Source organism: Nonomuraea sp. NPDC049750 (assembly GCF_040659625.1).
Lineage (GTDB): Bacteria > Actinomycetota > Actinomycetes > Streptosporangiales > Streptosporangiaceae > Nonomuraea.
Map to the genome: position 1 here is coordinate 461712 of NZ_JBFANB010000005.1, position 12317 is coordinate 474028.

The 12317-nt window shown below is 71.2% G+C and carries 11 protein-coding genes; 7 read left to right on the forward strand and 4 right to left on the reverse strand.

Annotated features, from left to right (window positions below):
- Position 1 precedes the first annotated feature (1 nt).
- From AB0J16_RS17170 to AB0J16_RS17195, 6 genes are all read left to right on the forward strand, one after another.
- Positions 2 to 961: an ABC transporter permease gene (locus tag AB0J16_RS17170; protein WP_357643883.1), complete on the forward strand. Its 960-nt coding sequence runs from the start codon at positions 2 to 4 to the stop codon at positions 959 to 961.
- Positions 961 to 2895 carry a dipeptide/oligopeptide/nickel ABC transporter permease/ATP-binding protein gene (locus tag AB0J16_RS17175; protein WP_358539916.1) on the forward strand — a complete coding sequence of 645 codons (1935 nt, stop codon included), beginning with the start codon at positions 961 to 963 and terminating at the stop codon, positions 2893 to 2895. The genes AB0J16_RS17170 and AB0J16_RS17175 overlap by 1 nt, the downstream gene beginning before the upstream one ends.
- Positions 2888 to 3877 (forward strand): ABC transporter ATP-binding protein, encoded by a 990-nt coding sequence (locus AB0J16_RS17180; RefSeq protein ID WP_358539919.1) that lies wholly within the window; start codon positions 2888 to 2890, stop codon positions 3875 to 3877. The genes AB0J16_RS17175 and AB0J16_RS17180 overlap by 8 nt, the downstream gene beginning before the upstream one ends.
- Positions 3874 to 4779 carry a dihydrodipicolinate synthase family protein gene (locus tag AB0J16_RS17185; protein WP_358539922.1) on the forward strand — a complete coding sequence of 302 codons (906 nt, stop codon included), beginning with the start codon at positions 3874 to 3876 and terminating at the stop codon, positions 4777 to 4779. The genes AB0J16_RS17180 and AB0J16_RS17185 overlap by 4 nt, the downstream gene beginning before the upstream one ends.
- A gap of 71 nt (positions 4780 to 4850) precedes the next feature.
- The gene (locus AB0J16_RS17190; RefSeq protein ID WP_358539925.1) at positions 4851 to 5537 is read left to right on the forward strand and encodes a hemerythrin domain-containing protein; all 687 of its coding nucleotides are present in this window, start codon (positions 4851 to 4853) and stop codon (positions 5535 to 5537) included.
- Positions 5534 to 6031, forward strand: coding sequence for a DUF4232 domain-containing protein (locus AB0J16_RS17195; RefSeq protein WP_357643893.1), 498 nt, complete (start codon positions 5534 to 5536; stop codon positions 6029 to 6031). Before AB0J16_RS17190 ends, AB0J16_RS17195 begins: the two co-directional genes overlap by 4 nt.
- Positions 6032 to 6105: 74 nt before the next feature.
- Here AB0J16_RS17195 and AB0J16_RS17200 read toward each other — a convergent pair whose 3' ends face one another.
- The 3 genes from AB0J16_RS17200 to AB0J16_RS17210 form a co-directional block, all read right to left on the reverse strand.
- Positions 6106 to 7050, reverse strand: coding sequence for a sugar kinase (locus AB0J16_RS17200; RefSeq protein ID WP_358539928.1), 945 nt, complete (start codon positions 7048 to 7050; stop codon positions 6106 to 6108).
- A 500-nt stretch (positions 7051 to 7550) separates the two neighbouring features.
- Positions 7551 to 9374 carry a hemerythrin domain-containing protein gene (locus AB0J16_RS17205; protein ID WP_358540345.1) on the reverse strand — a complete coding sequence of 608 codons (1824 nt, stop codon included), beginning with the start codon at positions 9372 to 9374 and terminating at the stop codon, positions 7551 to 7553.
- A 92-nt stretch (positions 9375 to 9466) separates the two neighbouring features.
- The gene (locus AB0J16_RS17210; RefSeq protein WP_358539931.1) at positions 9467 to 10021 is read right to left on the reverse strand and encodes a GNAT family protein; all 555 of its coding nucleotides are present in this window, start codon (positions 10019 to 10021) and stop codon (positions 9467 to 9469) included.
- Between the two features lie 111 nt (positions 10022 to 10132).
- Between AB0J16_RS17210 and AB0J16_RS17215 the strand changes: the two genes are divergently transcribed.
- A complete protein-coding gene (locus AB0J16_RS17215) occupies positions 10133 to 10414 on the forward strand; it encodes a hypothetical protein (protein ID WP_358539934.1) in 282 nt (93 codons plus the stop codon).
- A gap of 54 nt (positions 10415 to 10468) precedes the next feature.
- Here the strand turns inward: AB0J16_RS17215 and AB0J16_RS17220 are convergent, their stop codons facing one another.
- Entirely contained in the window at positions 10469 to 12295 is a 1827-nt protein-coding gene (locus AB0J16_RS17220; RefSeq protein WP_358539937.1) for a transketolase, read from the reverse strand.
- Positions 12296 to 12317: the final 22 nt, after the last annotated feature.

The following is a 12317-nucleotide window of genomic DNA, read 5'->3' on the forward strand; positions in this document are numbered from 1 at the left end:
CATGGCCTTCATCGTCAGAATGCTCCTCCGGCGGATCCTCGTCCTGGTCCCGCTGGTGCTCGGGGTCGCCGCGTTCGTGTTCATCGTGATGCGCTTCTCCAACAGCAAGCCGGAGTACGCCTATTTCCAGGGCGCGAACCCGACCCCCGAGCAGATCCACCAGTTCCAGGTCGAGAACGGCCTGCTCGACCCGCTGCCGCTGCGCTACCTGCGCTTCGTCGGCGACCTGGTCCGCGGCGACCTGGGCACCAGCGTGCTCACCAAGAAGCCGGTGCTCGAATCGGTCACGACCGCGCTGCCGCTGACGCTCCAGCTCACGCTTCTCGGCCTGCTCGTCGCGGTCGTGCTGGCGCTGATCTTCGGCGTCACCGGGGCGTTGTTCCGTGACCGCTGGCCCGACCAGGTGATCCGCATCGTGTCCCTGGTCGGGGTGGCGGCCCCGGCCTTCTGGCTGGCGCTGCTGATGATCCAGTGGCTCGCGGTGGGGGAGGGGCTGTTCCCGACCGGCGGCTACATCAACCCCGCCGACTCGACGAGTGGCTGGCTGCGCTCGATGACGCTGCCCGCGCTGTCGCTGTCGCTGCCGGTCGCGGCCCAGCTCACCAGGATCATCCGCACCTCGATGGTGGAGGAGCTCGACCGCGACTACGTACGCACCGCGATCGGCAGCGGGCTGCCGCCGATCGTGGTGGTGGGCCGCAACGTGCTGCGCAACGCGCTGATCAACCCGCTGACCGTGCTCGGCCTGCGCATCGGCTACCTGATCGGCGGCGCGGTGGTCATCGAGCAGATCTACGGCCTGCCGGGCATGGGCCAGCTCATGATCAACGCGGTGCGCGACGGCGACCCCGCCGTCGTGCAGGGCGTCGTGCTGACCGTCGCGGTCGGCTTCATGGTCGTCAACCTGCTGGTCGACGTCCTGTACCTGCTGGTCAACCCCAGGCTCAGGAGCGCCACCTGATGAGACGTGGACTGACCGAACGCCTCGCCAAGCCGGGCGTCAACCTCAGACGGCTACGGCCGCTGTCGTGGATCGCCGTCGGCGTCGTCGCCGTGATCGTGCTGGCCGCGCTGCTCGCGCCGGTGATCGCGCCGCACTCGCCGTACTTCCAGGAGATCGCCGGCGGCGGCCCGTCCGCGAGCCACTGGATGGGACTCGACAGCGCCAACCGCGACATCCTGTCCAGGCTCCTGTACGGCGCGCGCTGGTCGTTGCTCATCGGCCTCGGCGCGACCGTCCTGGCCCTGGTCGTGGGGGCCGTCATCGGCGCCGCCGCGGCCACCTCGCGCCGGGCCGTCGACGAGACGATCATGCGCCTGCTCGACGTGATCATGGCCTTCCCCGGCATCGCGCTGGCCGCGGTGCTGGTGGCGGTGTTCGGCGGCAGCATCCCGGTGCTGGTGATGGCGATGGCCTTCCTCTACATGCCCTCGGTGGCGCGCGTCGTACGGGCCAACGTGATCGCCCAGTACGGCGAGGACTACGTCGCGGCCGAGCGGATCATCGGCGCCCGCACCCCGCACATCCTGATCCGGCACATCGCCATCAACTGCGCCGCGCCGGTGCTGGTGTTCTGCACGGTGATGGTGGCCGACGTGATCGTGTTCGAGGCGTCGCTGTCGTTCATCGGCGCCGGAGTACGCCCGCCGAACCCGTCGTGGGGCAGCGTCATCGCCGACGGCAAGAACATGGTGCTCCTCGGCGGCTGGTGGGCCACGGTCTTCCCCGGTCTGCTCATCCTGATCACCGTGCTGGCCCTGAACATCCTCTCCGAGGGCATCTCCGACGCCTGGGCCGCGCCCGCCACCCGCAAGGCCGCCATCAAGAAGGACGACGCGTTCGAGGCGGCCCGGCCGGGCTCGGGCGAGGTCGTCGAGCTGCCGGGTCTGGCCGAGGCCGCCCGCAGACTGGCCGAACGGGCCCGGCCCCTGCCCTCGGGCCCGCCGATCCTCGCGGTGGAGCGGCTGCGCATCGGCTTCGCCGAGGGCGTGGACATCGTCGACGGCATCGCCTTCGAGGTACGTCCGGGCGAGGTCCTCGGACTGGTCGGCGAGTCCGGCTGCGGCAAGTCGCTGACCGCGCTGACCATCATGGGCCTGCAGCCCCGCGACGCCCGCGTCAGCGGCCACGTACGCTTCGACCAGCAAGAGCTCCTGTCGCTCCCGCGCCGCGCCCGCCGCCGCCTGCTCGGTCACGAGATGGCGATGATCTACCAGGACGCGCTCTCCTCGCTGAACCCGGCCATGACCATCAAGGCCCAGCTCAAGCAGGTCACCCGTCGTGGTGGCCGCCGGACACCGGCCGAACTGCTCGAACTGGTCGGCCTGGACGCCCGCCGTACCCTGTCCTCCTACCCGCACGAGCTGTCCGGCGGACAGCGGCAGCGGGTGCTGATCGCGATGGCGCTGTCGCGCGAGCCCAAGCTGATCGTCGCCGACGAGCCCACCACCGCGCTCGACGTGACCGTCCAGGCGCAGGTCATCGAGCTGCTGCTGGAACTGCGCGCGGAGCTCGGGTTCGCGCTGATCCTCGTCTCGCACGACCTCGCGCTGATCGCCGACGTCACCGACCGCGTCGTGGTCATGTACGGCGGGCAGATCGTGGAGACCGGCGCCACGGCGACGCTGGTCGGCGCGCCCGCCCACCACTACGCGCGCGGGCTGCTCGGCTCGGTGCTGTCGCTGGAGTCGGGGGCCGAACGGCTGACGCAGATCCCCGGCGTGGTGCCCGCGGCGGCGGACTTCCCGGCCGGCTGCCGCTTCGCCGACCGGTGCCCGATGGCCACGGACGTGTGCCGTACCGACACTCCGGCGCTGGAGGGGGACACCCAGCGGCACGCCGTGGCGTGTCACCATCCCGCTGTCGTCCTCGTGGGGAGTGATCAGCATGCTTGAGCTGAAGGATGTGCACGTCGTGCACAAGGCCCGCTCGGGCGGGGTGTTCTCGCGGGACCGCGTCTACGCGCTGACCGAGGCGAACCTCTCGGTCAGCCCCGGCGAGACCGTCGGCGTCGTGGGGGAGTCGGGCTGCGGCAAGTCCACGCTGGCCAAGGTGCTGGTGGGCCTGCAACGGCCGACCTCGGGCACCGTGACCTTCCGCGGCAAGGACCTGTGGGCGCTCAAGGAGGCGGAGCGGCGGGGGCTGATCGGATCCAGCGTCGGGATGATATTTCAGGACCCGTCCACGGCGCTCAACCGGCGGCTGCCCGTCAGCAAGGTGCTGCGCGACCCGCTCAACGTGCACGGGCGCGGCACCCCGACCGAGCGGGACGCCCGGGTCCGCGAGCTGCTCGATCTGGTCGGCCTGCCCGCCGGCGCGGCCGATCTGCTGCCCGGCCAGCTGTCCGGCGGGCAGCGGCAGCGCGTGGCCATCGCCAGGGCGCTGGCCCTCGAACCCGACCTGCTCATCGCCGACGAACCGACCAGTGCCCTTGACGTCTCGGTACGGGCGCAGATACTCAACCTGCTGCTCGATCTGAAGGAGCGGCTCGGGCTGGCGCTGGTGTTCGTCTCGCACGACATCCAGACGGTCCGGCGGATGAGCGACCGGGTGGTGACCATGTACCTGGGCAGGATCGTCGAGCAGACGCCCGCGCACGCCGTACCCCTGAACGCCCGGCACCCCTACACGCGGGCGCTGTTCTCCGCCACGCCGGGACTGATCTCCCCGATCAACCCGATCCCGCTGGTCGGCGCCGTGCCTTCGGCCACCAGGCCGCCGAGCGGCTGCCCGTTCCGCACCCGATGCTGGCGGGCGGACGAGGAGTGCGGCGCGGCCTGGCCCGCGGCGCGCAGCGACGCCGACCACCTCTTCCACTGCTACCACCCGGTGGCGGCGGGAGCCACCGACCTCGAACTGATCCAGGAGCGCCCATGACATTGACCGGTGTGATCCCCCCGGTGTGCACCCCGATGACCGCAGACGGCCAGGTGGACGCCGCGTCGCTGATCCGGCTGGTGGACCACCTGCTCGACGGCGGGGTGGACGGGCTGTTCGTGCTCGGGTCGTCGTCGGAGGTGGCCTACCTGCCCGACGCCCAGCGCCGGGTGGTGCTCGACACCGTGGTCGGTCATGTGGGCGGACGTGTGCCGGTGCTTGCGGGGGTGATCGACATGACGACGCCGCGGGTGCTCGAACACGTGCGTGTCGCCGTCGAGGCCGGGGTGTCGGGACTGGTGGCGACGGCGCCGTTCTACACGCGCACCCATCCCACCGAGATCCGCACCCATTTCCGGACCATCAGCGCCGAGAGCGGCTTGCCGGTCTACGCCTATGACCTGCCGGTCGCCGTGCACACCAAGCTGACCGCCGAGCTGCTGCTGGGGCTGGCCGCCGAAGGGGTGCTGGCCGGAGTCAAGGATTCGAGCGGGGACGACGGCGGACTCCGGCAGGTGATCCTGGGCCGCGAGGCGCCGTTCAGCGTGCTGACCGGCTCCGAGGTGACGGTGGACTCCGCCCTGTGGATGGGCGCCGACGGGGTGGTGCCCGGCTTGGGCAACGTCGATCCCCACGGGTACGTCCGGCTCTACCAGGCGGCCCGGCGGGGCGACTGGGAGGCGGCCCGGTTGGAGCAGGAGCGGCTGGTACGGCTGTTCGAGATCGTCACGGTCGGCGGCGGCCGGATGGGCGGCAGCTCGTCGGGGCTCGGCGCCTTCAAGGCCGCGCTGCACCTGCGCGGCGTCATCGACCACCCGGCCACCGCGCTGCCGCAGGTCCCGCTGAACGACGAGGAGACCGGCCGCATCGGCAAGCACCTGGCGGCCGCGGGTCTGCTGTAGCAGCGGGGCAGGTACTACGGCTTGCATCAGCGGACAATCGTACGACAATCGGTGTCCCGCATCCTGTGCTGGTGACTACTGACAACGCCCCTGCCATCTGGGAGATGGTGGTCGTCCACCGCGTGTTCCGCCGCGAGTTCAGGCTGGCCCCCGAGCTGATCCGGCAGGTGGCCCCCGGCGACACCGAGCGGGCCGCCACGCTGGCCGCGTACCTGGGCGAGATCCTGGCGGGTCTGCACCACCACCACGAGGCCGAGGACAAGCTGCTCTGGCCGGTGCTCCTGCGCCGCGTACGGCTGGAAGGCGCCCTCATCCGCACGATGGAGGAGCAGCACGAGCGCGTCGCCGACCACATCTCCGTGCTGGAGGAGCTGCTGCCCGCCTGGCGGGCCGAGGCCGACGCCGACCGGAGGGACCGGCTGGCCGACACGCTGACGCTGCTCCACGACGAGCTGCTCGTCCACCTCGACCAGGAGGAGGAGCGCATCCTGCCGCTCGTCGCCGCGCACCTGACCAAGGCCGAATGGGACACGCTCTCGGAGTACGCCCGCGCCCAGCTGCCCAAGGACCGGCTGCTGGTCAACCTGGGCGCGCTGCTGGAGGACGCCACGCCTTGGGAGCGCGAGGCCTTTCTCCGCCTGATGCCGATGGCCGCCCGCGTCCTGTGGAGACTGATCGGCCAGCGGCAATACCGGCGCGAATGCCAGAAAGTCCGGCTTAGAACTTTTGGTGTGATGCACGCGTCAAAAAGCCCATGAAGACGTTCAGGATCGCCGCCCTCGTGAGCGGGTTGCTGCTGGTCGGCGGTGCCGCGCCCGCGCTGGCCCAGGAGACCGCACAGCAGGCCGGGGCCCCGGGGCGCTGCTCGGCGCCGCAGCTTCAGGTGCGGCTGGGTAGGGTGGATGCCGGGGCGGGCAACCGCAACGCGCCGCTGGTGTTCACCAACCGGTCGCGGGCCGCGTGCACCCTGCAGGGCTATCCGGGGCTGGTGATGTTCGACAAGCAGGGTGACGCCCTGCGGACCCGCGTCCGCCGGACACCGGGAGCGCGGCCGAAGGTGACGCTCAAGCCTGGCGGCAGCGCCCGCGCCGTCCTCCACTGGACGGTCGTGGAGACCGGCACCGAGACCGCCTGCCCGGGTGCGGCCCGGCTCATGGTCATCCCGCCGGACGAGCGTGCGCACACGGAGATCGCGTTCGCTGTCGACCGCGTGTGCGACCAGGGCCGGCTCGACGTCACACCGATCAAGTGACCGACTGGCGGCCCTGATGGCATGCCGGTCAGGTGTCCGACCGGCGCAGGCGCGGCCGTGCCGGGGTGGGGTGGCTAGCGGCTGACCCCGTCGGCGGGCTGCTGGAGCAGGTTCAGGTCGGCCCGGCTGGGCAGGCTCTCCCAGTCGCCCTGCGAGGTCACCGCGAAGGCCCCCGCCGCGCACGCCGTGCGCAGCCGCTGGTCGGCGTCCGCGCCGGCCAGCCAGTCGGCCAGCCACCCGGCCGCGAACGCGTCCCCGGCGCCGACCGGGTCCACCTCCGTCACCTGGTACGGCTGAGCCCGCCGTACGGAGCCGCCCGAGAACTCCAGGGCCCCCTCGGCACCGGACTTCACCAGCACGTGGCCGGGACCGAGCGAGCTGAGCGCCTTGGCCAGGTCGGCGCCCCCTTCGACGTCGGTGACCAGCCGGCCTTCCGCCTCGGTCGCGAACAGCACGTCCACGTCGCCGATCGTCTCGCGCAGCCAGGCACCGGCCTCCTCGGGCGTCCACAGCGCCCGGCGGTAGTTGATGTCCAGCGACACGAACACCCCGGCGGCGCGGGCCACGGCGATCGACCGCTGTACGGTCTCGCGGGCCGACGCCGACAGAGCCGGGGTGATCGCGGAGACGTGCAGCACCCGGGCGGCCTGGATGAGCGCGGGGTCGACGTCTTCGGGCGTGATCCGGGAGGCGGCGCTCCTCGCGCGGTAGTAGCGGACGTCGACGAGGTCGGCCGTCCGCCGGCCCTTGATCATCAGACCGGTCGGCGCCTCCGGATCCGTGACGACCCTGACGTCGACGCCCTCGCCCTGGAGCGTGAAGCGGATCAGCTCGCCGAACTCGTCGGCCCCGACCCGGCTGATCCAGGTGGCGCTGTGCCCCAGGCGGCTGACGCCGATGGCCACGTTCGACTCGGCGCCGCCGACACCCAGGTCGAAGTCGCGGGCGAAGCGCAGCGGACCGGTGCGCCGGGCCGCGAACAGCGCCATGGTCTCACCGAAGGTCACCAGATCGGTCATCGAGTCGAGCTCCCAGCCATTCGAAGATGCGTGGTGCCGTCGCGGGGACGTTCGGCCGCCCCACAGGCTACCCGCTGGCAACTGTTGTTGGATTTCTCTGGCTCGATCTGTTGCGACGGATGGTAATCGTGCGGTAATTTTCTGTCACAGCCGTGTGCCTGACTGGCGCTCGGTCCCCGCCCCCGTTGGTGTCCGCATCAACGGGAAAGCGTCCGGCGGGGCGGTGGCCCAAGAGGCGCACTTCCTCCAGGAGCGCGCAGTCAGGCCCCGACAACGCGGTTCTCAAACCACGGTCCGCCCGGCTTGCCGGACGGACGCGGCTTCGGCTTTTACCGGATCACTGTCCGGCCCCGGCCGGGTGCGATGAGACTACGCCGATGTCCGCTTTACCTAGGTAAACACAGGGAACCGAAGACGCTACCCGCCGACCAGGAGCGGCATCACGCTGGCGCCGGTGAAGTGCCGGGCCAGCCAAGCGCTCGGCTAGCCCGGCGCCCGGGCTAGCCGAAGATCTGACGCTCGCGCCGGGTGTAGCCCGGCCTCGTGGCGGCCGCCAGCAGACGAAGCGGCCGGCCCGCCCTCGTGAGCAGGCGCGCGGCCTCCTCGGGCGTGGCGTGGCGGAGCAGCCACGGAGTGGTGAAGGCCAGTTCGCGGAGGGTGGCCCGCCTGGCGACCTGCCGCTCCACCCGTACATAGGCGTCGAACGGCACGAACCGGAACACGATCGGGAACAACTCGGACTCCTCCTCAGAGAGGTGCTCCTCGAGCGGCTCCAGCAACTCGCCCAGCTCCCGGCCGAGCGCGCCCGGGTCGCCGCTCAGCGCGGCGCGGCAGCGCTCCAGCAGCGGGCCGAACGCCTGGTGGCCGGTGGTGTAGGCGGTCAGGTCGACGGACTGGCCCGCCGCGCGCTCGATGGCCGGCCACAGCAGTTCGCGCTCGTTGGCGTGGTGGTGGTCGACCTGGGTCAGCAGCGAGGCCGTGTAGCCGCGCACCGCCCTGCCCTTGGCCGCGCCGAGCTCGGCGGGCCCGGTCAGCAGCTCGGCGAGCCGCCGCAGGTCGGTCAGCATGGCGCGGTGGACGACGTACATCGAGGTGAGGTCGGCCATCGAGGTGAGGTCCGGCATCGAGATGGGGCCGGGCCGCAAGATGGGGTTGGTCCGGGTCGCGTCGTCTTCGCGGGCGGAGGCCGCCCGCCGGGCCGCCGGGCCGTTCGTCCGCCGGGCCGGCGCGGCGCCTGAGCGGCGGGTCGCCGCGTCGTGCGCCGCCCAGTCGCGCAGCCGGGGCCAGGCGCGGAAGAGCGCGGCGCTGGCCGGGGCGACCCGGTCGTCGCTGATCGCCACCAGCTTGCCCACCTCGGTCGTGACGGGCTCGACCCGGACGCTGAGCCGTACCAGCAGGCCGGCGGCGACCAGGCGGGTCAGCACGCTCCCCTCCTCGCCGTCGTCCTTGACCTCCTCGCCGTCCAGCAGGCGCAGCAGCAGGCCGGGCAGCTCGCCCTGCTGCGCCGGGGTGAGTGAGGAGTACACCTCCTCGGCCACCTCGCCGAGCGAGCGCGGGCCGGTCAGCCCGGCGGGCGGGCGCAGCTCGGCAGGACCGCGCGCCGGCAGCTCCATGGCGGAGGGGCGGTCGGCCGGGTTCTTCGCCAGGGCGCGCCCCACCAGGTCACGCAGCCGCGGCGGCAGCTCGCCGAGGTCCGGGTCGACGGTCAGCAGCCGGTGCATGATCGCGCCGAGGCTCTCGCCCTCGAACGGGTCGCGGCCGGTGGCCGCGTAGAGCACGACCGCGCCCCAGGCGAACACGTCGGCCGCCGTCCCGGCCCGCTGCCCGGTGAGCACCTCGGGCGCCAGGTAGGTGTGCCGCCTGCCGACCGGATCGCCGGCCGCCACGCCGTAGTCGATCACTCGCGGGCCGTCGGGGGCCAGCAGCACGTTCTCGGGTTTCAGGTCGCGGTGGGTGATGCCCGCCTCGTGCAGCGTCCTGAGCGCGGTCGCCAGGGCGAGCGCGAGCGCGAACAGCTCGTCACCCGCGTACGGCCCGTGGACGGCCACCGCCTGCCGCAGATCGGGCCCGTCGGCGAACTCGCTGACGATGTAGGGGCTCTCGCTGTCGAGCCCGACACCGACCACCCGGGCCAGATGGCGCGGCTTGATCAGGCCGACGGCCTCGGCGAGCTGCCTGGTGACCTCGCCCCGAGGCACCTTGATCGCGAACCGGCGGCCTTCGTCGTTGTAGGCGTCGTAGACCACCCCGCGCCCGCCCGCGCCAAGCCGCCCGGCCAGCCAGTAGCCGCCAAGTCTCTCGGGGTCACCGGGCACCAAGCGCATCGTCACTGCTGCTTAGATGCACGAAATCGTGATTTGGTTGCAAGACGTCACAGGTCCCCCGCGCGCCCCGGAGGACCCGTGCGTCATGATCATTATGTCAGGCTTTCCGATCTTGGCCGCCATTCGGTCCGCAGCACCGACATGGTGATGGCATCATGCCACTCGCCGTCCCAGAGCAGCGCGTCACGTTGCACGCCCTCCTCGACGAATCCCACCTTCTTGTAGACGTGCCTGGCGCGGTCGTTGAAGGCGAAGACCTCCAGGCCGATCCGGTGCAGCGGGGTCGTCGTGAAGGCATGGCCGAGCAGCAGGTCGATGGCCTCCGTGCCGTAGCCCTTGCCGAACGCGCGAGCGCCGATCAGCGCGATCCGCATGCTGCAGGCGAGGTTGCCCGCGTCGAGCTCGTTGAGCACGATCTCGCCCACGAAGCGGCCTTCCGCGAGGATCGCCAGGTCGAGGCGGTCGGCGTGCTGGCTCCTCGTCGCGTACCAGTGGCGGCTGGCCTCCCGGTCGAACTCGCCGTGCGAGCCGGTCAGCCGCCGCACCTCGGGGTCGGTGACCAGCTCGAACAGGTCGTCGGCGTACTCGGGGCCGACCGGGCGCAGGGTCACTCGATCGCCCTGGAGTGTGGGCTTGTCAGCGAACATCCCCCCTCACTATCAAGCCTGCTCAGCAGGGGCAAACCCGACCCGGCCATGACCGCTGGTTTGTTTTTCGACATGGGGATAGAGGTTCATCTTGTCAAGGAGGTAAAAAACATGACCATCGCCGGAAGCATCATCCTCATCATGCTGGGTGCGATTCTCACCTGGGCCGTCGAATTCGATCTTGCCGGTATCGACATCAACGTGGTCGGCGTCATCCTCATGCTCGGTGGTGTGGCCGGCCTGCTGTTCGGGATCTACCGGATCAGCGTGACCCGCAGGGCCGTGGCCCCCATCGACGAGCCGGTAGTCCGTCACGACGTCTACGAGGAGCCCCAGGCTCGCCGGAGCACCGTGTACGAGGAACGTCGCCGCTATGACGAGCCCCCCTTGTAGATCCGCCGGCCGTAAGAAGGTCAGCCGGTGGGCCGGCTGACCTCCCAACCCCTCTCACAGCACCCGCTTGACCGCCTCGGCTATCGCGTGGCGGTCTATGCGGGCGTCTGCCAGCTGTTCCTGCGGCGTCGCCGACCCGGGCAGCTCCCGTACCGCCAGCTTCACCACGCGCGGCCCGAGCTCGCTGACGGCGTCCTGCACGGCGTCACCCAGCCCGCCCTCCGGCCGGTGGTCCTCCACCGTGATGAGGGTGCCGGTGGTGGTGGCCGCCTCCATCAGCGCGGCCGTGTCGATCGGCTTGATCGAGTACATGTCGAGCACGCCCACGGGGATCCCCTCGCGGCTCAGCTCGTCGGCCGCCGCGAGCGCTTCGTGCACGGTGATCCCGGCCGCCACGATCGTGGCCCGATCCGCCGCCGACTGCCGCAGCACGGACGAGCCGCCCACGGGGAAGCGCTCGCCCGGCTCGTAGATCACCGGCAGGTCGCCACGGGTGGTACGCAGGTACGACACCCCTGAGATGTCGGCCATCGCGGCCGTCAGCGCGGCGGCCTGGTTGGCGTCGCACGGGTAGAGCACCGTGCTGCCGTACACCGCGCGCATCATGGCCAGATCCTCCAGCCCCATCTGCGACGGGCCGTCCTCGCCGATGGACACGCCGGAGTGCGAGCCGACCAGCCTGATCGACGCGTGGCTCACCCCGGCCATCCTGATGAAGTCGTACGCCCTGGTCAGGAAGGCCGCGAAGGTGGCGGCGTAGGGGATCCAGCCGCGCACCTGCAGGCCGATCGCCATCGCGACGAGCTGCTGCTCGGCGATGTAGCACTCGATGAAGCGCTCGGGGAACTCCTTGGCGAAGTCCTCGGTCCTGGTCGAGTCGGCCACCTCGCCGTCGACGACGACCACCTCGCCACGGGCCGCGCCCAGCGCGACCAGCGCCGCGCCGAACCCGTCCCTGGTGGCGACCTCATCGCCGGTCTTGTACGCGGGCAGCGCCAGGTCCCCGTTGTGGAAGCGGAACGGCTCACCGTTGGGCTCGGGCGGCCGCACCTCGACTCGCACGTCCCGCACGCCGCCCAGCTCGCTGATGGCCTTGTCCGGGTCCTTGAGCGCCTTGCCGTGGGCGCCCTCGCGGTTCTCCACCTCCAGGACGCCCTCGCCCTTGCGCGTCTTGGCGAGGATCACGGTCGGCCGCCGGCGGGTGTTGCAGGCGTCGTTCAGCGCGAAGTCGATCTGTCCTGGGTCGTGCCCGTCGATCTCGATCGTGTGCCAGCCGAACGCCCCGAACCTGCGGGCGTACGCGCCGGTGTCCCAGCCATGCCGGGTCGGGCCGCGCTGGCCAAGCCGGTTGATGTCCACGAGCAACGTCAGGTTTGCCAGTCCCTCGGCACCCGCCTGCTCGGCGGCCTCCCAAATGGACCCCTCGGCCAGCTCGCTGTCACCGCAGAGCACCCACACCTGGTACGGCAGGCGCTCCAGCCGCCCGGCCGTCGCCACCCCCACCCCGATGGGCAACCCCTGCCCGAGCGAGCCGGTGGCGACGTCCACCCAGGGCAGCTTGGGCGTCGGATGGCCCTCCATACGGCTGCCGCGCTTCCTGAACGACAGCAGCTCCTCGTCGGTGATCGCGCCCACGGCCTTGTACAGCGAGTAGAGCAGCGGGGAGGCGTGACCCTTGGAGAAGATGAGATGGTCGTTGGCGGGGTTGCCGGGATTCTGGAAGTCGTAGCGCAAATGACAGGCGAACAGCACCGCCATCAGGTCGGCCGCCGACATCGACGACGTCGGATGGCCGGAGCCGGCGGCGGCCGAAGCGCGTACGGAGTCCACACGCAACTGCGCGGCGAGTTCGGACAGGAAATGCAGATCGCGATCAGGCATCAGGTCCCTCCTCGTGGTTGCC